Below are 22,013 nucleotides of genomic sequence, written 5' to 3'. Positions count from 1 at the left end.
TCTTTTTTATCAAGCGGAGGGAGGAATATCTATGGGGAAATACATCTTGGCACTTGATCAGGGCACAACCAGTTCCCGTGCCATATTATTCGATAAAAACGGTGAGATTGTGGAAACGGCTCAGCAGGAATTTGAGCAATTTTTTCCAAAGCCAGGGTGGGTTGAGCATGATGCCAGCGAAATCTGGACCTCGATCCTTGCCTGTATGGCATCCGTCCTGCGGAAGGCTGATGTGGGACCGGAGGAAATAGCGGGCATCGGCATCACGAATCAGCGTGAAACCGCGGTTGTCTGGGATAAGCACACGGGGAAGCCTGTTTACCATGCCATCGTCTGGCAGTCCCGTCAGACAGAGCCTATTTGCCGCGACCTGCGGGAGCAGGGATATAATGATCTGTTCAATAGTAAAACCGGTCTTCTTCTGGACCCTTATTTTTCAGGTACAAAAGTAAAGTGGATTCTTGATCATGTGGAAGGTGCAAGAGAGAAGGCAGAAAACGGCGATCTGCTGTTTGGCACCATTGATACTTGGCTGGTATATAAGCTTTCCGGGGGGAAGGTTCATGTGACTGATTATTCCAATGCCTCCCGGACCTTGATGTACAATATTTATGATTTGAAGTGGGATGAAGAGCTTCTTGACATCCTGACTGTACCAAAAAGCATGCTTCCTGAAGTCCGCCCATCTTCTGAAGTGTATGCCCATACAGTGGACTATCACTTCTTCGGGCATAATGTCCCGATTGCGGGCATCGCCGGCGATCAGCAGGCCGCTCTGTTCGGCCAGGCCTGTTTTGAAAAAGGGATGGCGAAGAACACTTACGGAACCGGCTGCTTTATGCTGATGAATACCGGTGAAGAACCTGTTAAATCGAGCCATGGGCTGCTTACGACGCTTGCATGGGGCGTGGATGGGAAAGTTGAATATGCACTTGAAGGCAGCATCTTTGTAGCGGGGTCGGCCATCCAATGGCTGCGCGACGGCATGAGGATGATCGACAGTGCTTCAGCCAGCGAGCAGTATGCACTGAGGGTCGATTCTACAGAAGGCGTCTATGTGGTCCCTGCCTTTGTCGGACTGGGGACACCGTATTGGGACAGCGATGCCCGCGGTGCGGTTTTCGGCCTGACCAGGGGGACGACAAAAGAGCATTTTATCCGGGCGACCCTGGAATCGCTCGCCTATCAGACAAGAGATGTGCTGGACAGCATGGCTGCAGATTCCGGTACAGAGGTGAAATCCCTGCGGGTAGACGGCGGTGTGGTCAAAAATAACTTCCTGATGCAATTCCAGAGCGACATCCTCGGCGCCCCTGTAGACCGCCCGGTTGTCAATGAAACGACCGCACTGGGGGCTGCTTTCCTAGCCGGCCTGGCTGTAGGCTACTGGTCCAAAAAAGAGGAAATCACAGCACACTGGAAAAAGGACCGCACTTTCACAGCAGAAATGGCCGAAGAGACGCGCGAAGAACTCTATAAAGGCTGGAAAAAAGCTGTGGCGGCCACCCGTGAGTATAAATGAAGTAAATTTCCATAATGTTCCACAAAACGATTGGAATGCTTTAATTTTCAGCTTTATCATGGTATACTAAAAACAAGTTAATATATTTGGATGGAGAACTCGAGAGACCACATCGCTCTATTTTTCGGCAACGAAAAGCAGGGCTGATTTGTGGTCTCTTTTTTTGTTTTTCGGGTATGGGACTTATAGAGCTTAAAAAACAAGACAGCTCCTCATAGGCTGGAGCCGGGCTGAAACATGAATATGATGATCCTGAAGGGACTGATTTGATGAAATTCACCAACTTACAAAGACATGATATAAAGGGAAAAATACAGAAGGGGCCATTGGACCTTCTTGTCATCGGCGGCGGGATTACAGGCGCTGGAATCGCGCTGGATGCCGCCCTGAGAGGGATGAAGGTGGCTGTCGTTGAAATGCAGGACTTTGCTGCCGGTACATCCAGCAGAAGCACAAAGCTTGTCCACGGCGGACTGCGCTACTTGAAGCAATTTGAAATTGGGGTTGTCGCAGAAGTCGGCAAAGAGCGGGCCATTGTGTATGAGAACGGGCCGCATGTCACCACACCGGAATGGATGCTGCTTCCGTTCTATAAGGGAGGCACTTTCGGACCATTCACAACGAATATCGGCCTGAGGGTATATGACTTCCTTGCCGGTGTCAAAAAGGACGAAAGAAGAATAATGATGAAGCCGGAAGAAGCCCTGAAGCGGGAACCGCTGTTAAAGCGCGAGGGGATGAATGGCGCAGGTTATTATGTTGAATATAAAACAGATGATGCCCGCCTGACTCTTGAAGTCATGAAAAAAGCGGTTGAAAAAGGGGCGCTTGCACTCAATTATATGAAAGTCACTGATCTTGTCTATGAAAACAGTGCAGTGGCAGGTGTGGAAGCGAAAGATCTGACCGATGGAACGGTACAGGAAATCCGGGCAAAGAAAATCGTCAATGCAGCAGGCCCATGGGTAGACACACTGAGGGAAATTGACCATAGCAAAAAAGGCAAATCGCTGCAGCTGACGAAGGGGATCCATCTTGTATTCGACGGCAAAAGATTTCCGCTGAAACAGGCCGTGTACTTTGACACGCCTGACGGCCGCATGGTCTTTGCCATCCCGCGTGAAGGCAAGACTTATGTAGGCACCACAGATACGGTCTACAAAGGGAATATTGCCCATCCAAGAATGACGGTGGCAGACCGGGATTATGTCCTTGGTGCGATTGACTTCATGTTCCCTGATGTGAAGATCACGGCCGATGATGTGGAATCAAGCTGGTCCGGACTAAGGCCGCTGATTCATGAAGACGGGAAATCACCTTCTGAAATCTCGCGCAAGGACGAAATCTTTGTGTCGCATTCCGGATTCATTTCCATCGCCGGCGGCAAACTGACAGGCTACCGGAAAATGGCGGAAAGCATCGTCGATCTAGTGGCAAAGCAGCTGGGTGAGGAAGATGAAGCAGACTATCCTAAAACAGCCACGATGCACCTGCCAATATCCGGCGGCGATGTGGGCGGTTCTGAAGGATTTAAGTCATTTATGACAAACAAAGTGAGCGAAGGAAAAGAGCTGGGCTTGACCGAAGAAGCAGCAAGGAAGCTTGTTCAGCGCTATGGCTCCAACGTGGACATCGTCTTTGAAATCTATAAAAACGGCAAAGAAAAGGCTTTGGCAGAAAATCTTGATCCAGTCGTCTACGCGGGCTTAAGATACAGCATTGACTACGAAATGGCCTACAAGCCTGTCGACTTCTTCATCAGAAGGACAGGGGCCCTCTTCTTTGACATCGGGTGGGTCCGGGAACATAAGGATGCTGTGATCATGTTCATGAAAAAAGAATTCAGCTGGTCAGAGGAACAGGCAGCAGCTTACACAGAAGAGCTGGATATACTGATTTATGAGGCCTCACATCCAATTGAAAAGGAAGAATTTTAAATAGAAAATAAAAAGGGCCAGACCCATCTTATCCAAAGATGGGTCTGGCCCTTTTTGATTAAGTGCTTATATCACGGGGCAGAACGGCTTACTTCAATTCTTCGACTGTTTCCCCTTCAATCAGCACAGGCTGATAATAGGTTTCGTTTGGCAAATCTTTTTTCCCCTGTAATTTCTTGATCACCCAATCCGCTGCATCCCGCCCCATCTGTTCTTGTGGATGCGTCAAGGTTGTCAGTTTAATATTCGCATTTTGGGCGATATAGGAATTATCCTGGCCGATGATGGACAGCTCATCTGGAATGGAAATGGAAAGTTGTCTGCACACATTTGCCACTTCTAATCCTACTTCATCGTTATAGCATACAACTGCTGATAAAATATCTCTATTTTCGTCCAGGAAGGTTTTTAAATTTGAGTATAAATCCAGCTTTGTCTCTGTTGTAAACGTAAGAACATGCTCCGGCCGGAATCGTATCTTTGCTTCTTGAAGCGCCTTTATATACCCCTTCATCCGATATTTCCCCTGCAGATCATCCATTTTTGATATAATCCCGATTTGTGTATGGCCCTTTGATATTAATTCTTTTGCCGCAAGATAGCTGGATTCTACATCATTAAGGGAAAGGAAGGGGACTTCTAATTCTTCGTAATAAGCATTGATCATGATAAAAGGGACGTCCTGCTCCTTGAACAACAGATAGTAGGCAATATTGGGGTTATATTGATTGCTTTTTGTAGGTTCAATGATGAGGCCATCCACTCCGTATGAAAGCATCATTTCCAATGCTTTTTTCTCTTGCTCGACATCATTATTGGTACTGGCCAGCAAAAGCGAGTAATTATCCTCCTTCAATCTTTTCTCAATGCCGCGGATGATGGAAGGAAAAATATAGTCAGAAATATAGGTAGTAATAACGCCGATTGTTTTATTATGATTGCGGTTCGATTTTGACTGGAATTGGCTGCTGACATAGGTGCCGGAGCCTTTTTCACTCCGCAGGTACCCCTCGTTTGACAGCTCCAATATGGCCTTCCGTATCGTATGCCTGCTGACGGTGTATTTTTCCTGGAGAGCTGATTCTGTAGGAATCTGTTCTCCTACACGATACTCTCCGGAGAGAATTTTATCTTTAATATCATCAAGGATTACCTGATATTTTGGTTTCATAGTATTTCACTTCTTTCCTGGCTGGTCACATACAAATTCATTGCCGCCGAAGAGTTGTATATGGACATATCTTAGCATGCTTTCTGATGAATGAAAATAAGCACAGCACTTCTGCAGGCAAGAATCTTAAATAATTTGTATGTATTAATCGCTTTGATAATTGACAAATGTACGTACAAAAAATTATACTGGGTTTGTAGACGAATTAAAGCGCTTCCTTACTGATTGCCATTTTTGAAATCGCTGTCAAAGAAGTGCGGCAGAAGAATAAAGCACTTCCTTATATATATAAGCTGCCCGGGAAGGGGAATATGACCATGAATCATTCAAAAATCGTACAAGCGATTGCTGAGGGGACCACTTCACTTGGAATTGAATTAGGATCCACACGCATTAAAGCTGTGCTTATTGATGGCAGCTTCGAGACCATTGCTTCAGGAAGTTATGAATGGGAAAACTGCCTAGAGGATGGATATTGGACGTACAACTTAGTCGATATCATCACTGGCCTGCAAGCAGCTTACAGTGAAATGAAGCTGGATGTTGAACGGAATTACGGCCTCACCATCCGCAAAATCGGATCAATTGGATTTTCGGCTATGATGCACGGATATATGGCTTTTGATAAAACAGGGGAGCTGCTCGTCCCATTCCGGACCTGGCGCAACTCGACTACCGGTGCTGCAGCAAAAGAATTGACCGATATTTTTCAGTTCAATATCCCTGAGCGGTGGAGTATCGCCCATCTTTATCAAGCCATATTGAATGACGAGAAACATTTGAACCGCATCGATTATATGACCACTCTGGCTGGATACATCCATTGGCTGCTTACTGGTGAAAAAGCAATCGGCATCGGGGATGCATCTGGCATCTTCCCAATTGATGAATCCAGGCAGGATTACAATGAAACCATGGCAAAGCAGTTTGACGAGTTGATTGCGGACAAAGGCTTCTGGAAACTGAAGGACATACTTCCCAAAGTATTGGGTGCAGGCGAACAGGCTGGCCAGCTGACTGAAATTGGAGCAAAAATTCTCGACCGATCACAAAATCTGCAGCCTGGTATTCCTGTTTGTCCCCCGGAAGGCGATGCCGGAACAGGGATGGTCGCGACCAATAGTGTGAGGAAACGCACCGGGAATGTTTCGGTGGGAACTTCCGTGTTTGCCATGATTGTATTAGAAAAAGAACTTTCAAAGGTATATCCGGAAATCGATCTGGTCACAACCCCAAGCGGCAGCCCTGTTGGAATGGTTCATGCGAATAATTGCTCCAGTGATCTTAATGCCTGGATGGGGCTGTTCAGTGAATTCTCCGAGGCTATGGGGCACAAAGCAGATAAAGATAAATTGTTTGAAGTGATGCTGAACAAAGCATTAGAGGCAGATGCGGATGGCGGCGGCCTGCTAAGCTATGGCTACTATTCAGGTGAAAATATCACAGGGCTGGAACAAGGAAGGCCATTATTTGTCCGCTCTCCGGAGAGCACTTTCAATCTGGCAAACTTCATGAGGACGCATTTGTTTTCCGCTTTTTGTGCGCTGAAAATGGGGATGGATATCCTGACCCGGAAGGAACATATCGTAATCGATAGTATTCTGGCTCATGGCGGTCTGTTCAAGACACCTCTTGTCGGGCAAAAAATGGCAGCAGCTGCCATGAACACGCCGGTATCAGTCACAGCCACAGCCGGAGAAGGCGGTGCATGGGGGATGGCGATCCTTGCTTCTTATATGATGAATAGGGGCGGAGAAGAAAGCTTAGAAGATTTTCTTGATAATAGAGTCTTTAAAGAGGTTGAGAGACATGAAATCTATCCTGACCAATTAGATGTAAAAGGGTTCGAAGAATTTCTTGAACGATATAAAAAAGGGCTGATGATTGAGCAGGCCGCTATAGATCATCTGGTTCTTTAAGGGAGGCATAGCTATGCTGGAAAAATTGAAAGAAGAGGTATATCAAGCAAATCTGGACCTGCCTAAATATGGGCTTGTGAAGCATACTTGGGGAAATGCCAGTGCTATAGACCGCGAAACGGGCTTGTTTGCCATCAAGCCCAGCGGCGTTGATTATGAAACGATGAAGCCTAGTGACATGGTAATCCTGGATTTAAACGGCAATGTTGTTGAAGGAGAGCTGCGGCCTTCATCAGACACAGCGACTCATGCCGTATTATATAAACATTATGGGGAGATCGGCGGCATTGTGCACACCCATTCCACCTGGGCGACAATCTGGGCACAGGCCGGCCTGGATGTGCCGGCGATGGGAACTACTCATGCCGACACATTCTATGGTTCCGTGCCATGTGCCCGCCATTTGACGCAAGAGGAGATCGACCGGGGATATGAAGCTGAAACAGGCAAAGTAATCATTGAAACATTCCAAGAGCGCGGTTTGGATATTTTAGCAGTCCCTGGCGTCCTGCTACATGGGCACGGCCCGTTTACATGGGGCAAGGATGCAAAAGCAGCCGTATTGAATAGTGTAGTGCTCGACGAAGTGGCAAAAATGAATTTATTTACCCGGGAGTTAAATCACTTTGCAGAGGCATTGCCGCAGAGGATATTAGATAAGCATTATCTCCGGAAGCACGGCAAGAATGCTTATTATGGCCAAAAATAGAGTTCTATCAATCTATTAAAAGAAGAAAAGAGGATGATTATGCTAACAGCAGGGAACAAAGAATTTTGGTTTGTTGTAGGTTCACAGCATCTATATGGAGAAGAAGCGCTGGCAGAAGTCAGGGCTAACGCACAGAAAATGGCCGATGCATTGAATGAAAGCGGTGTCCTCCCATACCTGCTTGTGTTGCAGGACTTGGCCGTCAGCGCAGATAAAATCACAAGCATCATGAAAGAAGTGAATTACCGAGACGAAGTAGCCGGTGTCATTACCTGGATGCATACATTCTCACCAGCAAAAATGTGGATCCGCGGCACGAAATTGCTGCAGAAGCCATTGCTTCATCTGGCAACGCAATTCAATGAAAGCATTCCTTGGGATACGATTGATATGGACTTTATGAACCTGAATCAATCTGCACACGGTGATCGTGAATATGGGTTTATCAATGCCCGGCTGAAGAAGCAAAACAAAATTGTTACAGGGTACTGGGAGCGCCCTGAGGTGCAGCAGCAGATTGCCGATTGGATGGATGTGGCGGCTGCTTATAACGAAAGCTTTCATATCAAGGTTGCCCGCTTTGGCGACAATATGCGCAATGTTGCTGTAACTGAAGGGGACAAGATTGAAGCCCAAATCCAGTTTGGATGGACTGTTGATTATTTTGGCATCGGAGATTTAGTCCAATATGTAAATGAAGTTAAGGACGAAGAGATCCAGGCTTTAATGGAAGAATACGCGGACCGATATGAGTTTGATTATGGCAGCTATAGCAAGGAAGATTGGGAGAAAAGCGTAAAAGTGCAAGCAAGCTATGAAATCGCAATTAAGCGCTTCCTTGATGAAGGCGGCTATACTGCCTTTACCTCTAACTTCGAGGATTTACATGGGATGAAACAGCTCCCCGGCCTCGCCGTTCAGCGTTTGATGGCGCAGGGATATGGCTTTGCGGGTGAAGGGGACTGGAAGACGGCTGCACTTGACCGCCTGCTGAAAGTCATGAGCCGCAACCAGTCAACAGGTTTTATGGAAGATTACACCTATGAGCTGGCAGCCGGCCGGGAATCGATCCTTCAATCGCATATGCTTGAAGTAGATCCTTCCCTCGCCAGCAGCAAGCCTAAGATTGTCGTATCACCATTGGGCATCGGTGATCGTGAAGATCCTGCCCGTTTGGTATTTGACGGAAAAGCCGGGGACGGTGTGGTCGTTTCAATGGCAGATTTCGGGACTCATTTTAAGCTCCTGATTAACGAAGTTACTGCATTCGAGCCGGAAGTGCCTGCACCGAATCTTCCTGTTGCCCGTGTACTTTGGGAAGTGAAGCCAAACTTCCAGGATGGGGTAAAAGCATGGCTTGAAAATGGCGGAGGCCACCATACGGTTGTTTCTTTGAATCTGACAGCAGACCAAATTATCTCTTATGCCAAACTTGTTGATTTAGACTATGTCGTAATCAAATAATATATTTGTTCTCCTGGGAGGCTGCCTCCCGGGAGTTACAATCAAGCATATATAAGAACATGAGGCACAGATGCCGATCACGCATGAGTCTCTGGCCTTTAATGTAAGCGTAATCATGCTTTCGGACAAGCATTTAAATATATAAAGGACGTTGCATAATGCATGGGAAAATGTTTCTGAGCCTTGCACTTGGTCTAGTTGCCATTCGTATTTTCAACAGTGAGAGACAACCTTGAGGAGGAACTGGAATGGGGAATGAAAAGAAAATCTCAAGCGGCTTCATTTACTTTTTTGGAGCATTTGCCGGCATTCTCTTTGGTTATGATATCGGTGTCATGACAGGAGCACTGCCTTTTCTGCAAAGTGATTGGAACCTTCAGAATGAAGCTGGCGCTATAGGCTGGATTACTTCTTCAGTCATGTTAGGAGCTATTTTTGGGGGTGCGCTGGCCGGACAGCTTTCCGACCGCTTAGGACGGCGCAAAATGATCCTGATATCGGCTGTAATTTTTGTGGCTGGCTCCATCTTATCAGGAATCGCCCCGCATGATGGGATTCTCTTTTTGATTGTTGCCCGGGTATTATTGGGCCTGGCAGTTGGTGCTGCTTCCGCACTGGTCCCGGCCTATATGTCAGAAATGGCCCCGGCACGCCTGCGCGGACGATTGTCAGGAATCAATCAAACGATGATCGTATCTGGAATGCTGCTTTCGTATATAGTAGATTACCTGCTGAAGGATCTGCCGGAAACAATGGCCTGGCGGTTAATGCTTGGCTTAGCTGCCATCCCGGCTGTCATCCTATTTTTCGGAATGTTAAAGCTTCCAGAATCACCGCGTTTTTTAATCAAGAATAATAAGCTGGATGAAGCCCGCAGGGTGCTGAGCTATATCCGGGTTAATAAACAAGAGATTGATACTGAAATCAAGCATATTCAGGACGCGGCCAAAGAGGAAAGAAAGGCCAGCCAAAAAGCATCATGGGGCACACTTTTCAGCAATAAATACCGGTATTTATTGATTGCCGGTGTGGGTGTGGCTGCTTTCCAGCAATTCCAGGGTGCTAATGCCATTTTTTATTACATACCTTTAATTGTGGAAAACGCTACAGGGCACGCAGCCAGCTCTGCATTGATGTGGCCGATCATCCAAGGGGTCATCCTTGTTCTGGGTTCATTGGTATTCCTGCTGATTGCCGACAAATTCAATCGCCGCACCTTACTGACAGCAGGCGGAACCATCATGGGGCTCTCATTTATATTGCCGGCTGTTTTGAATGTCCTGCTTCCTAATGCAGATCCGATGATGATGGTTGTTTTCTTGAGTATCTATGTAGCGTTATATTCATTCACATGGGCCCCTTTAACTTGGGTCATCGTCGGGGAAATCTTCCCGCTTGCCATCCGCGGGCGTGCTTCCGGACTGGCTTCATCCTTCAACTGGATCGGTTCTTTCCTGGTTGGGCTTCTATTCCCGATCATGACCGCTAATATGGCCCAGGAAGCTGTGTTTGCCATCTTCGGCATCATTTGTATCCTCGGGGTAGTATTTATCCGGACATGCGTCCCTGAAACCCGCGGGCGCAGCCTGGAAGAAATCGAGAAAATCGGGGAAAATAAACTGAATGCTGAAAAAAGTGCGTAAATGAAAGAGTGATAGAGTGGGTTCTGAACCCATTCAAAAGGAAAGAGGCAAGCCGCATTGGGCTTGCCTCTTTCCTTTTTCTGCTTGAACAAAGCCGTATTTAAGCCAGGGAAAATTCCCTTTTTACATGATGGCGCCCTATAGGCACTACAGATGGGCATCCTGCAACAGGGTCTTCTACAACCGTACAGTGAAGGCCGAAAATATCTTCGATCAATTTGCTTGTAATAACCTCTGATGGCGCTCCCTCTGCCACAAGCTTTCCTTTATCGAGAGCAAAAATATGGTCTGCATAACGGGCAGACAGGTTGATATCATGAAGGACCATGACGATTGTCGTTCCGTGCTTCCGGTTAAGGTCTGTCAGCAGGTCGAGGATCTCGACCTGGTAGGTGATATCCAAGTAGGTTGTCGGCTCATCCAGGAACAGGATGTCAGTCTGCTGTGCCAGCGCCATGGCAATCCAGACACGCTGTCTTTGGCCGCCTGAGAGTTCATCGATATGGCGGTCGGCAAATTCAGTGATCTTCATCAGCTCCATTGCTTCAGCAACAGCTTCATAATCCTTCTTAGTCCAGCCTTTCAGAAAAGACTGGTGCGGGAATCTTCCGCGTCCAACCAGGTCTGCAACCGTTATTCCCTCAGGAACAATCGGTGTTTGAGGAAGAAGCCCGAGGACCCGGGCCAGCTGTTTTGGCGGAATTTTATGAATGGGCTTACCTCCCAGGGTAACCTGCCCGGAATCAGGTTTGATCAGCCTTGCCATTGTTTTGAGCAGGGTCGATTTACCGCAGCCGTTGGCACCGATGATGATGCTTATTTGGCTGCTGGGAATGCTGATGCTTATATCATGCAGGATGGTTTTCTGATCATATCCGGCAGTGACTCCTTCAGCCCGGAAATCATGTGTCGGTTTCATTATAAATCACCCTTTCGATTCATTCGGATCAGCAGGTAGATCAAATATGGGGCACCGATAATGCCTGTGATCACACCTACAGGATATCTAGCATCGAATGCGAACTGTCCGATAAGGTCTCCTGCCAGTACTAAAATGATGCCGACAAGGCCTGCCGGGACGATGCTAGAGAATCCAACCCCCACCAGCCTCTTGGCAATGGGCCCGGAAAGGAACGCGATGAATGCGATCGGTCCTGTGGCCGCGGTAGCTAATGCAATGATCAGCACTGAACTGATGATGAGCATCAATCGCGTCTTATTGGTATCTACCCCGAGTGAGGTGGCTGCCTGTTCCCCAAGTTCCAGCATATCCAGCCTTTTCCCGAGCATCATGATGATGGGGGCAAAGATCAGGACTGTAATCATGAGCGGATAAAGATCTTCCATTTTCGCCCCGTTCAGGCTCCCGGTCAGCCATCTCATGGCAGCAGGGAGGTCATTCTGCTGGCCAATCAGCAATAAGTAGGATACGGCAGCATCAAGCATGGCCTGGATGCCGATCCCGATCAGGATTAATCTGCCTATTGAGAAAGAAGAACCTTTTGATAATAGAAAAATAACAGCCACTGCAGTAAGCCCGCCGATAATGGATGCGATGGAAACTAAGGTATCGCTCGCGTGGAGGACGGTAATGCAAAAAACCGCAGCGGCGCTGGATCCGGCTGTTATGCCGATCACATTCGGGTTTGCCAGGGGATTGCGGAGCATCGTTTGGAAGACATGTCCCGCAGCGCCAAAAGCAAACCCTGTAAAAACACCTGCAATCATTCTCGGGAAGCGTATGGTGCCCACTGCAAATGAAGCGCCTTTTACTTTTTCGCCCATCAGCACGCTGATGACATCTGAAACAGGATAAATCGTGTTTCCCAGCATAAGCATGGTCCCGCAGAGGGAGAAGGCGATCATGGCAAGAAGCGAAGTGACAAGGACAAACCGGCGTCGTCTCTTTAGTCTGCCCATCATAATAAGATTCATGGATTCATTCATCATAACGCACGCATTTTCGCTTTCATAGTAATTAAGATCAATATAGGAGCCCCGATAAAGGCTGTAACAACACCGACTTCAAGCTCTCCCGGACTTCCCAGTACCCGGCCGCACACATCTGCTATGGTTAAGATGGCTGCGCCTGAAAGAGCAGACATCGGGATGACAAACCGCAGATCCGGGCCGATGACGAGCCGGATCAGGTGTGTGGCCAACAGGCCGATAAAGCCGATGGGGCCTGCCAGCGCTGTCGCCGCGCCGCATAAAAGGACGCCGCCAAAGGCAGCGGAAAGCCTGAGGGTTCCTGTCCGGACTCCCAGCCCCTTGGCGGCTTCATCACCTAGTGCCAGTGCATTCAGTCCTGGAGCTGTAAAGACGGCAATCAGCAGTCCAATAATAAGAAAGGGTATGAAAATGGAGACAGAGTTCCAATTTCCTGCCCCAACACTGCCCACCTGCCAGAATCTGAACTGATCCATCACGTTGGAGCGGGGAATCATAACCGCCATCACAAGGGATGATAACGCAGCACTTGTGGCAGCACCCGCTAAAACGAGCTTAAGGGGCGTGGCACCGCCACTCCCCATTGAACCAATTCCGAATACAAAAATGGCAGTTATGAATGCACCAGCCAATGCAAGCCAGATATACTGGCCAGCACTGCCTATATCCAAAAAGGAAATTCCGCAGACAACGAATAAGGCTGCCCCTGTGTTGACTCCCAATATGCTTGGGTCTGCAATTGGATTGCGGGTGACCGACTGCATGAGGGCACCGGAAACTCCTAATGCCGCTCCGCACATTAAGCTGAATACAGTCCTGGCAATTCTTTGGCGCACCACATTTGCTCCATGGCTCTCTGCTTCCGGATGGAATAAGCCGTCCATCAGATCATTCCATCCCACAATGCGGGATCCAAAAGCAAGTGAAGCCAATACGCATAAGCCGAGCAGGACCATAGAAAGGACCAGCACCATGATGAAATGCTTCGGCAGATGCAGCTGCTTATTTTCTGAAACGGAAGTATGATTCATTTTACTGAACTTTGCCTGCAGCTTCTGAAAGCAATGTCAGATACTCGTCAATGGAATATTCAATCGAGAGCGGGCTCGGTGTACCTGCTGCTGCAAGCGGAGTGTTATCTCCGATGATGACAACAGAGCCTCTTTCTACTGCAGGGATTTTTCCAAGGATAGGATCAGCCTGCAGGGCTGCAAGAGTTTCATCATTTCCATAAGATACGATAATTTCAGCATCGTTCAGCATATCTGCATTTTCAGCACTTACTTCGATATAGAAGCTGTTTGGATCAGTCATTTGGCTTGTGAGACTTTCAGGATATTCCATCTCCAGCTCAGAAAGGAATGCACCGCGCGGATCTGCTGGAGAGTAGATATAAAACTTGGACAAATCAGAAGCATCAAAGCTTACGAATGCAGCCTTCTTCCCTTTGACCTCCGGATGTTCGCTCACTTTATCTGCAATCAGTTTTTCTGTATCGGCAATCAGCTGCTTGCCTTCTTCTTCCATGCCCAAGCCCATTGAATTATAGGTTACTTGCTCGCGCCATGAGGCCACCCAAGGGCTTGTCTGATAGGCAACAACTGGGGCAATTTCGCTTAGTGTATCATATTCTTCCTGAGTGATGCCTGAGTATGCGGCAAGGATCACATCCGGGCTTACATCAGCAATGGCTTCGAAATCAAGGCCGTCAGTATCCTGAAAAATAACAGGGGTATCGGCATCAAGTTCTTTCAGTGCATCCGCTGTCCAAGGCAGCATCCCGCTGTCATCCTGAACACCATAGTTTGCAGCAGAGAAGCCTACAGGCACCACGCCTAGAGCAAGAGCGACGTCATGGTTCGACCATGCAATCGTAGCAACGCGCTCAGGTTTTTCTTCTATAGTAGTTTCGCCAAAAGCATGTTTGATTACGATTGGATACTCAGCAGAAGCTTCTTCGGATTCAGCCTTATCTGTGTTGGAATTCCCGGCAGATTCTGAGTTTCCATTTGATTGATCATCTGAACAGCCAGCTAATGCAAAAGTCAGCAAAGCGATCAGGAATGTTGTAAAAATAGAAAATCTTCGTTTGGCATTCATCTTGTTTTTCCTTCCTTCTCTGAACGTAATTGATAATAATTATCACTATCATTAATTTATATGGTATGGATGATGATGTCAATAGAATATTTAGAATTCAGAAAACTGGGAGGAACATTGTATAGCAGGCACAGTTGATTCAGGATCCTGTGACTTTGCTGTGCTTTTAGGATTTTTCAAAAGGCAGCTTGCACCCATAGCATGCGCTGTTGGGCTTCTAGTTATGATGAAGGGCTGCATAAAGCGGCAGCCGGCGGTTTATGCTTAATTTCTATTGAAATGGATGAGGTTTTTGCCGATATTATGAAGCAGGATGAAAATAGCAATAGGCTGATTTTCTAGGCTGCCATGCCTCTTCTTAAAAAGGGACTGGCTGGAGTGAAGCTGACGGGAGTGAAATAGTATTGAATAAGTGGATTGCAGGGCTGGTGCTGATCCTGGTTTTTTTTGCCATCGTAATGTTCATCAATGAAATGGAGACAGGGACTTCCCCGAAAAAAGTTCTATATGTGTCGCCGGACGGCAGCGACAAAAATTCGGGAAGCAAGCAAAAGCCTTTAAAAAACATACAAAAGGCAGCTGATTCAGCAGAGCCGGGAACTGTCGTTTATGTTAGAGAAGGTATTTATAAGGAGCAGGTTGTTATCAGGGAATCCGGATCCAAGAATGCGCCTATTATGATTAAGTCATATAAAAAAGAGAAAGCAGTATTGGATGGAACAAGCCTTAAGGCAAACGGGGACAACCAAGGTCTGATATCCATCCATAATAAAAGTTATATTACGATTGACGGGTTTGAAGTCAGAAACTATAAAACAGCGGAAGAAGATTTGGTGCCGATCGGCATCTCTGTCAGCGGCAGCGGAAAGGGTATCCGGATTTTGCGGAATCATGTTCACCATATTGAGACGCTACATGAAAACGGCAATGCCCACGGGATTGCAGTCTATGGAACAAAGGCGCCGGAAGCAGTTGAAGATATAGAGATCACGGGGAACCTCGTAGAGGACTTAAAGCTTGGCTGGAGTGAAGCAATTGTATTAAACGGGAATGTGAGCCATTTTAAAGTGACCAAAAATATCGTCAGGCAGAGTAATAACATCGGAATTGATATGATCGGATATGAAGGAACATCGCCCCGGGAGGCTTATGACCAGGCCAGGAATGGACTTGTCAGCCATAATACCGTCTGCGGGATATCGAGCTACGGCAACCCTGCATATGGCCCCCATTACACAGCCGGCGGCATTTATGTGGATGGAGGAAAGGATATAACAATTGAGGAGAACCGGGTCTATCAGAATGATATCGGCATCGAAGCAGCCAGTGAACATAAAGGGAAGTCGACAAGCGGGATAAGTATCCGCAAAAATATAATCTTTGAAAATAGAAGTGCCGGCATTGCCATAGGCGGGTATGACGAGGAAAGAGGCAATACGGTTGAATCCAGCATTACTGATAATGTACTGTATAAGAATGACAGGGAATATCAGGACGGCGGGCAAGTGCTCATTCAATACAATACTAAACATAATACAATCAAGAATAATATCATGGTTGCGGGTGAATCGGGACTTTTGATCAGCAGCCCTTTCAGGAAAAGTGAAGGCAACAGCATCAACCATAATATGTATTATGTTAGCGGCGGGGAAAAGAAAGCACGTTGGATCTGGGAAGAAAAAGAGATCTCCGGATTCAGTGAATATCAAAAGAAAAGCCGGCAGGACGGCAATAGTGTGTTTCAAAAACCGGAATTTATAGATGAAGGAAAGAAAGACTTCCGTCTGGAAAAATAGGCCTGCACTGCAGGTTTTTTATTTTGCTTCCAAGCAGCACTTAGCATCTATGCAATGACCAATCATCAGATGCGGCCCGGAAAATGGCAGCGGGCACCTGGCAATGTGACTCCAGCCTTGGGAGAAGAAACTTGTATGCCAGAACCCGAAGTTAGGGTGTGGCGCTTCCGTATGCTAAAATACTGATAGAGGGTTATTTTATACAGATCAGTTATTGTTTACAGCAGAAATAAGGGGGGATTTGAAATGAGACAGGATCAATTCTTGCTTTATGATCATAAAAAACAGATCAGTCTAAAAGCGGAGCGGGCAGCATTCTATCTGCAAGGTCAGATAATTGAAGCGTTCAGTGAAAAGAATGAAGTTTATTATCTTATCTTTTATAAATATCATTTCCTGACAGCGGTGAAAACCACGAAACTCCGCCGCCATTCTTACATTGAGCACGCCTTTAAAAAAGGCATAGTCTTCGAAAGTCCCCACCCGCTTATCAAAATACTGCTTTCTTCTAATCAACCTTGCCAATGCATCAGCTTTAAGCAGCTGCTAAAAAAGCTGGAAAGGCAATACACCCCCCAGGAAAAGTCATTTATTCTTACCTTTTTCGAATCACTGATACCCAAAAGGGATCTGTTCAATGAAATTAAATCCGTCTATTATGAATACCGCCGCAATGGAGACTATTTTTCAGGCTATCAGATGATCCGCCTGATCATGGAGTTTGCCCCAAAAACGAGTCTGGCTGTTTCGCATAGCAATGATATGATCTTCAGTAAATATGCCTGGCAGTACAGTGAAAAGCCTGAGAAACTGTTTGCCAAAGATCCCATCTTTGCAGAAAAAACACTCTATTCCCAGAGGGAGGACGAAGTATGCTTCCAGCAGCTTATTGACCGGCTGGAAAAAGAGTCCCGCTGGATGGACCTCATCGCCTTATCCATACAAAAACTCATAGCGTCACCTTCACCTGACTGCTATGCCCATCTTTTAAGATTGCTAGCTCAGCATACAGAAATAGATTCCCTCCACATTCAAGAGTCCTTATCTTTTCAATTGCCTGCCTTCCTTCCATTGCAAAAGGATCTATTAGAAAAATATATACAAAACCATGCTGCTGATAAAGTTTTCAAACTGATGAAAACCAATGCTTTTCAGCTGGAAGATTCTCAGATATATGCCGTTGGGGAAATGCTGGAAGAGTGGGAGCCGGACACTCAGCCTGTCCAGCCTGAACTGCTGTATCCCCTCATCAAGCGATATATCAGCAGATTCCCTGAAAAAGCTGACAAGCTCCTTAAAAAGTTTGTCATATCGCTGCTGAATACTCATGAGCTGCCATATATCCAAAATTGGCTGAAGCCATTAAAAGACAAGAATAAGAAGCTGGCGATAGTTGAAAAAATTGATATGATGCAAAAGCTTTATGAAGATCCCGATGATATGCAGCAGCTTGGGGAGCTGTATTTTGAACTGAGCCAGCTGGATAAAGCGGTTGAATGCTTCAGCTGGGAAATGGAGCTGAAGCCCGCTGATCCGAGACCTCTGCAATGGCTGGCGAAAACCTACCATGAAAAAGGGATGGACTACGAATCAGATGCCTATCGCCAGCTGTGTATCCAGCTCCAGAAAAGGGCTTGAACCAGCCAGTGCCTGCCGCTGATCCCCTAATCCAAAAAGGTGCCTGCCCCATCAGGGGGCAGGCACCTTTTTGGAGAGCATCTACTCTTCCTTTTTTTCATCCTCAGACTTTGTCAGTTCAAAGATCTCCCTTGATTCAAAAAGATCGATGACTTTGTTGAGCCAGGTATAGTATTCAATGGCGTAAGTGATCTTTTGAAGATGGTTTTCGGCTTTCTTTACCGTTTCATCATCTTCTGTATGTGATAGGACTTCTTCGAGGTCCTTAAGTGATCTAAGCGAGGCATCCAGGTTCATCTGGGTTCCTTTTCTCCATTGCGTACAAAAGCGATCGATGAAATTCTGGTACCAATCCCCTTTGACCTGGTATAAATCTTTTCTTTCTCCTTTTCGCCAGACCTTTTCAACCATATTTAATTCCAGCAGGGTCCTGACACCAGTGGACATACTGGTTTTGCTCATTTCGAGCTCTTCCTTCAATTCATCCAATGTCATAGGTTTATTTTCAAAATAGAGGGTTCCATAGATACGCCCGATAGAGGCGGGAACTCCGTATAAATGCATGTTTCTCGCGACAGATTCAATGACTCTCTCCCGTGCCTGTGCGACCAATTCTTCGTTATGCATGATACACCACCATTCTAGTCACAAATGAGAGGATAATTATGCTAATCCATTCATCTTGATTCATTTTAAAGTTTGAACCCACTAAAGTAAAGTAAATGCAAGTTGAGGAAAAGGGAGCATATCAGAAGAAATCTAAGAATAAGATAATTTAGTACGTACAGTTCAAACTGTACGTACTTTATTGATGGAATTTGATGGATTTATAGGTTTTTTGTATGCAACTAAAGTCCCTTATACTTTTTAAGTACGCTGGAAAAACAGTTCGATTCGACAGAAATCGTCATGTATAAACAAAGTTTAGAGGTGGATTTATGGCTGAAAAGAAAATAAGCGTCCAAAACGTTACGAAAGTCTTTGGTAAATCGCCCCATCAGGGAGTCAGACTCCTGAATGAGGGGAAATCAAAGCGGGAGATACTTGAAAAGACTGGAATGACTGTCGGTGTCAATAAAGCGAGCTTCGATGTGTATGCCGGGGAGATATTCGTCATTATGGGATTATCCGGGAGCGGAAAATCCACATTGGTCCGGATGCTGAATCGGCTGATCGACCCAACCGATGGAGAAGTACATATTGATGGAAAGAACATCGTTAAGCTCAACCCCCAAGAGCTGCGGGAAGTAAGACGGAAGAAACTGAGCATGGTATTCCAGCGCTTCGCATTATTCCCTCACCGAACTGTTCTCGAAAATACTGAATACGGCCTTGAAATCCAAGGAGCAGAAAAGTCCGCATGCAGACAGAAGGCAATGGAGTCATTAGAGCTTGTCGGCCTTAAAGGATATGAAAACAGCTATCCGAGCGAACTGAGCGGCGGTATGCAGCAGCGTGTCGGCCTGGCCCGTGCCCTTGCGAACGACCCTGACATCCTGCTGATGGATGAAGCGTTCAGTGCGCTCGATCCATTGATCCGCAAAGATATGCAGAACGAATTGCTTGAACTGCAGGAAAAGATGGAGAAAACGATCGTTTTCATCACCCATGATCTTGATGAAGCTCTCCGCATCGGCGACCGAATTGCTCTGATGAAGGATGGGAACATCGTCCAGATCGGTACGCCTGAAGAAATCATGACAAACCCTGCCAATGAATATGTGGAGCGGTTTGTTGAGGATGTTGACCTCTCGAAGGTCCTAACGGCAGAGCATGTCATGAAACGCCCTGAAATGGTGCGCATCGACCGCGGTCCGCGTGTGGCTGTGAAGGTCATGAAAAATGAAGGGATATCCCATCTGTTCGTAGTTGACAGCAAGCAGAAGCTCCTCGGCACCGTCACAATCGAAGCTGCTTCAGCTGCCGTCAAGAACCAGCAGACCCTAGAAGAGATCCTCATTACTGATCTCGATTCCATTAAACCGGAGACCCTTCTCGTAGACTTGTTCGAGCAGGTGGCTACGGCTGTACTTCCGCTGCCTGTCATCAATGAGGAAGGACGGCTCAAGGGAGTCATTGTAAGGGGCGCTGTACTTGGTGCACTTGCAGGGCTGGAGTCTGATCTTAATGCAGATGTTCAGGGAAATGAGGTGGAAAGCATATGACATTTTTGCCGAAGCTTCCGTTAGCCAGCTGGGTAGATAGTGCGGTCAGCTGGATCAAAGACATTCTGGGCCCGTTCTTTGACATCCTGACAGATGGAATCGGAGCAGTTGTTGAATTCTTTGTCATGGTATTGGAATCGATACCGGCACTGCTGCTGATTTTGATATTTGCAGGCTTGGCCTGGTGGGTAAGCCGCTGGACGATAGCATTATTTACCGCTATAGGTTTATTGCTGATTGATAATCTCGGCTATTGGGATGGCACGATCGATACGCTTGCCCTTGTCCTGGCATCGGTCATTATATCGATCATCATAGGAATTCCTATTGGAATCTGGATTTCACAAAGCGACCGTGCGCAAAGCATCCTTACGCCGATCCTTGACTTTATGCAGACGATGCCGGCCTTTGTATATTTGATCCCGGCCATCATTTTCTTTGGGATCGGGGTCGTACCAGGTATCATTGCTTCCGTCATCTTCTCGATGCCGCCAACGATCCGATTGACCAATCTCGGAATTCGCCAGGTGCCGGAGGATCTTGTAGAAGCATCTGACGCATTTGGCTCAACGCCAAGCCAGAAGTTATTCAAGGTTCAGCTGCCATTGGCAATGAACACCATCATGGCCGGAATCAACCAAAGCATCATGCTTGCTCTATCCATGGTTGTTATCGCATCCCTTGTAGGTGCGCCGGGACTGGGTGCAGATGTGTACCGTGCCGTGACCCAGCTGAAAGTCGGTACAGGTTTTGAAGCTGGTCTCGCCATCGTCATCCTGGCGATCGTGCTTGACCGGATTTCTCAAAATATAAGAATCACTAAAAACTAAGGGGGAAGTATCACAATGAAAAAATTGCGTATGGCCGGGTTGGCTTCAATCCTTGCATTGTCTGTCGGATTGGCTGCCTGCGGAAATGATTCTCAAGATTCAGAGGAAGGCAGCACGATCGGTGATGGAGTGGATTACAAAATCACTGGCATCGAGCCTGGTGCCGGAATCATGTCGGCAACCAATAAAGCATTGGAAGAGTATGATAATCTGGAAGACTATACACTGGTTGAGTCTTCTTCGGCTGCTATGGCTGCTGAGCTGGACAACGCCATCAAAGATGAAGAGCCTATCATCGTAACTGGCTGGACGCCGCACTGGATGTTCGCTAAGTATGATCTGAAATATCTGGAAGACCCTAAAGGGATCTACGGTGAAGCAGAGAAAATCGAAACCTTCACACGCAAAGGCCTGGAAGAAGACCAGCCAAGTGCTTACAAAGTGCTTGACCAATTTTTCTGGACAAATGATGATATCGGTGAAGTCATGGTTGCAATCCAGGAAGGGACAGATCCTGCCGAAGCTGCTGACACATGGGTGAAAGACAATAGCGATAAAGTAGCCGAGTGGACAAACGGCGCAGAGGAAGTAAGCGGGGAAGATATCTCACTTTCTTATGTGGCGTGGGATTCTGAGATTGCAAGCACCAATGTAGTAGCGAAAGTGCTCGAAAGCATCGGCTATAATGTGGAAATGGTTCAATTGGATGCAGGCCCAATGTTTACAGCTGTGGCCAATGGCGACGCAGATGCGACCGTTTCCGGCTGGCTGCCGCTGACACATAAAGACTATCTTGATCAGTATGGCGACGATATGGAACGCCTTGGTGAAAACCTTGAAGGCGCGAAAACAGGACTTGTCGTTCCTTCTTACGTGGAAGCTGATTCAATCGAAGACTTAGATTAATGAGGCGAGAGCCGGGGATGATCCCGGCTCTTTTTCTGTCTGCGCCACTTTAGAAGTTTGAGGGGTTCAGCTGCTTTACGTGCAAAATGCAATGGAAATTTAACGGATTGAAAGTGGATGTACATAATAGAGGCATATCCCTGGATATGTCTCTTTTTCTAGCAATAGCAGTCGGACCAGAACCCGTTTTTACAGTCGCACTCTTTAACAGACAAGCAATTAATAGTGCCTTGTCCAAGCACTCCCCCTCTCCTTGCATATTT

Annotated in this window: 17 protein-coding genes; 11 read left to right on the top strand and 6 right to left on the bottom strand. The window is 46.8% G+C overall.

The window, feature by feature from the left end; genetic code table 11:
* Positions 1-31: 31 nt before the first annotated feature.
* Entirely contained in the window at positions 32-1,522 is a 1,491-nt protein-coding gene (gene glpK, locus ABU165_RS21760; protein ID WP_009794678.1) for a glycerol kinase GlpK, read from the top strand.
* 269 nt (positions 1,523-1,791) lie between these two features.
* Entirely contained in the window at positions 1,792-3,459 is a 1,668-nt protein-coding gene (locus ABU165_RS21755) for a glycerol-3-phosphate dehydrogenase/oxidase (protein WP_318060936.1), read from the top strand.
* An 88-nt stretch (positions 3,460-3,547) separates the two neighbouring features.
* On the opposite strand, the gene ABU165_RS21750 is transcribed toward ABU165_RS21755, so the two are convergent.
* Positions 3,548-4,630 (bottom strand): GntR family transcriptional regulator, encoded by a 1,083-nt coding sequence (locus ABU165_RS21750; protein WP_094767806.1) that lies wholly within the window; start codon positions 4,628-4,630, stop codon positions 3,548-3,550.
* A gap of 317 nt (positions 4,631-4,947) precedes the next feature.
* Here ABU165_RS21750 and ABU165_RS21745 point away from each other — a divergent pair, with 317 nt between their 5' ends.
* From ABU165_RS21745 to ABU165_RS21730, 4 genes are all read left to right on the top strand, one after another.
* Complete coding sequence (locus tag ABU165_RS21745; protein ID WP_318060937.1) at positions 4,948-6,549, top strand: xylulokinase; 1,602 nt, start codon at positions 4,948-4,950, stop codon at positions 6,547-6,549.
* A 13-nt stretch (positions 6,550-6,562) separates the two neighbouring features.
* On the top strand, positions 6,563-7,258 hold the full coding sequence (locus tag ABU165_RS21740) for an L-ribulose-5-phosphate 4-epimerase (RefSeq protein ID WP_318060938.1): 696 nt from the start codon (positions 6,563-6,565) through the stop codon (positions 7,256-7,258).
* A 39-nt stretch (positions 7,259-7,297) separates the two neighbouring features.
* Positions 7,298-8,722 carry an L-arabinose isomerase gene (gene araA / locus ABU165_RS21735; protein ID WP_094767809.1) on the top strand — a complete coding sequence of 475 codons (1,425 nt, stop codon included), beginning with the start codon at positions 7,298-7,300 and terminating at the stop codon, positions 8,720-8,722.
* 248 nt (positions 8,723-8,970) lie between these two features.
* Complete coding sequence (locus ABU165_RS21730) at positions 8,971-10,365, top strand: sugar porter family MFS transporter (protein WP_318060939.1); 1,395 nt, start codon at positions 8,971-8,973, stop codon at positions 10,363-10,365.
* Positions 10,366-10,465: 100 nt separating this feature from the next.
* Here the strand turns inward: ABU165_RS21730 and ABU165_RS21725 are convergent, their stop codons facing one another.
* The 4 genes from ABU165_RS21725 to ABU165_RS21710 are packed head-to-tail and all read right to left on the bottom strand — an operon-like array spanning position 10,466 to position 14,415.
* A complete protein-coding gene (locus ABU165_RS21725) occupies positions 10,466-11,284 on the bottom strand; it encodes an ABC transporter ATP-binding protein (protein WP_094767811.1) in 819 nt (272 codons plus the stop codon).
* Entirely contained in the window at positions 11,284-12,315 is a 1,032-nt protein-coding gene (locus tag ABU165_RS21720; RefSeq protein ID WP_094767812.1) for a FecCD family ABC transporter permease, read from the bottom strand. Before ABU165_RS21720 ends, ABU165_RS21725 begins: the two co-directional genes overlap by 1 nt.
* Positions 12,312-13,346: a FecCD family ABC transporter permease gene (locus ABU165_RS21715; protein ID WP_009794674.1), complete on the bottom strand. Its 1,035-nt coding sequence runs from the start codon at positions 13,344-13,346 to the stop codon at positions 12,312-12,314. The genes ABU165_RS21720 and ABU165_RS21715 overlap by 4 nt, the downstream gene beginning before the upstream one ends.
* A gap of 1 nt (position 13,347) precedes the next feature.
* Complete coding sequence (locus ABU165_RS21710; protein WP_009794673.1) at positions 13,348-14,415, bottom strand: iron-siderophore ABC transporter substrate-binding protein; 1,068 nt, start codon at positions 14,413-14,415, stop codon at positions 13,348-13,350.
* A gap of 404 nt (positions 14,416-14,819) precedes the next feature.
* On the opposite strand from ABU165_RS21710, the gene ABU165_RS21705 reads away from it, so the two are divergent.
* Both ABU165_RS21705 and ABU165_RS21700 read left to right on the top strand, forming a co-directional pair.
* A complete protein-coding gene (locus ABU165_RS21705) occupies positions 14,820-16,211 on the top strand; it encodes a DUF1565 domain-containing protein (protein WP_318060940.1) in 1,392 nt (463 codons plus the stop codon).
* A 246-nt stretch (positions 16,212-16,457) separates the two neighbouring features.
* Entirely contained in the window at positions 16,458-17,849 is a 1,392-nt protein-coding gene (locus ABU165_RS21700; protein WP_318060941.1) for a hypothetical protein, read from the top strand.
* Between the two features lie 81 nt (positions 17,850-17,930).
* On the opposite strand, the gene ABU165_RS21695 is transcribed toward ABU165_RS21700, so the two are convergent.
* Positions 17,931-18,476, bottom strand: a complete 546-nt coding sequence (locus tag ABU165_RS21695; RefSeq protein ID WP_009794669.1) for a GbsR/MarR family transcriptional regulator — start codon at positions 18,474-18,476, stop codon at positions 17,931-17,933.
* A gap of 311 nt (positions 18,477-18,787) precedes the next feature.
* Between ABU165_RS21695 and proV the strand changes: the two genes are divergently transcribed.
* Genes proV through ABU165_RS21680 form a run of 3 tightly spaced genes read left to right on the top strand, consistent with a single transcriptional unit; the run spans position 18,788 to position 21,750 of the window.
* Positions 18,788-20,014, top strand: coding sequence for a glycine betaine/L-proline ABC transporter ATP-binding protein ProV (gene proV, locus ABU165_RS21690; protein WP_009794668.1), 1,227 nt, complete (start codon positions 18,788-18,790; stop codon positions 20,012-20,014).
* Positions 20,011-20,844, top strand: a complete 834-nt coding sequence (locus tag ABU165_RS21685) for an ABC transporter permease (RefSeq protein WP_009794667.1) — start codon at positions 20,011-20,013, stop codon at positions 20,842-20,844. Before proV ends, ABU165_RS21685 begins: the two co-directional genes overlap by 4 nt.
* A 15-nt stretch (positions 20,845-20,859) precedes the next feature.
* Complete coding sequence (locus ABU165_RS21680) at positions 20,860-21,750, top strand: glycine betaine ABC transporter substrate-binding protein (protein WP_009794666.1); 891 nt, start codon at positions 20,860-20,862, stop codon at positions 21,748-21,750.
* Positions 21,751-22,013 lie beyond the last annotated feature (263 nt).

It is taken from the genome of Cytobacillus sp. T106 (assembly GCF_040492155.1).
Taxonomy (GTDB): Bacteria; Bacillota; Bacilli; order Bacillales; family Cytobacillaceae; genus Bacillus_AB; species Bacillus_AB infantis.
This window is presented reverse-complemented; position numbering and strand designations above follow the sequence as displayed.

Bases quoted from the DNA above. Each gene is read 5' to 3' on its own strand.
- glpK (WP_009794678.1), top strand. From the start codon at position 32: ATGGGGAAATACATCTTGGCACTTGATCAGGGCACAACCAGTTCCCGT.
- ABU165_RS21755 (WP_318060936.1), top strand. From the start codon at position 1,792: ATGAAATTCACCAACTTACAAAGACATGATATAAAGGGAAAAATACAG.
- ABU165_RS21750 (WP_094767806.1), bottom strand. From the start codon at position 4,630: ATGAAACCAAAATATCAGGTAATCCTTGATGATATTAAAGATAAAATT.
- ABU165_RS21745 (WP_318060937.1), top strand. From the start codon at position 4,948: ATGAATCATTCAAAAATCGTACAAGCGATTGCTGAGGGGACCACTTCA.
- ABU165_RS21740 (WP_318060938.1), top strand. From the start codon at position 6,563: ATGCTGGAAAAATTGAAAGAAGAGGTATATCAAGCAAATCTGGACCTG.
- araA (WP_094767809.1), top strand. From the start codon at position 7,298: ATGCTAACAGCAGGGAACAAAGAATTTTGGTTTGTTGTAGGTTCACAG.
- ABU165_RS21730 (WP_318060939.1), top strand. From the start codon at position 8,971: ATGGGGAATGAAAAGAAAATCTCAAGCGGCTTCATTTACTTTTTTGGA.
- ABU165_RS21725 (WP_094767811.1), bottom strand. From the start codon at position 11,284: ATGAAACCGACACATGATTTCCGGGCTGAAGGAGTCACTGCCGGATAT.
- ABU165_RS21720 (WP_094767812.1), bottom strand. From the start codon at position 12,315: ATGATGAATGAATCCATGAATCTTATTATGATGGGCAGACTAAAGAGA.
- ABU165_RS21715 (WP_009794674.1), bottom strand. From the start codon at position 13,346: ATGAATCATACTTCCGTTTCAGAAAATAAGCAGCTGCATCTGCCGAAG.
- ABU165_RS21710 (WP_009794673.1), bottom strand. From the start codon at position 14,415: ATGAATGCCAAACGAAGATTTTCTATTTTTACAACATTCCTGATCGCT.
- ABU165_RS21700 (WP_318060941.1), top strand. From the start codon at position 16,458: ATGAGACAGGATCAATTCTTGCTTTATGATCATAAAAAACAGATCAGT.
- ABU165_RS21695 (WP_009794669.1), bottom strand. From the start codon at position 18,476: ATGCATAACGAAGAATTGGTCGCACAGGCACGGGAGAGAGTCATTGAA.
- proV (WP_009794668.1), top strand. From the start codon at position 18,788: ATGGCTGAAAAGAAAATAAGCGTCCAAAACGTTACGAAAGTCTTTGGT.
- ABU165_RS21685 (WP_009794667.1), top strand. From the start codon at position 20,011: ATGACATTTTTGCCGAAGCTTCCGTTAGCCAGCTGGGTAGATAGTGCG.
- ABU165_RS21680 (WP_009794666.1), top strand. From the start codon at position 20,860: ATGAAAAAATTGCGTATGGCCGGGTTGGCTTCAATCCTTGCATTGTCT.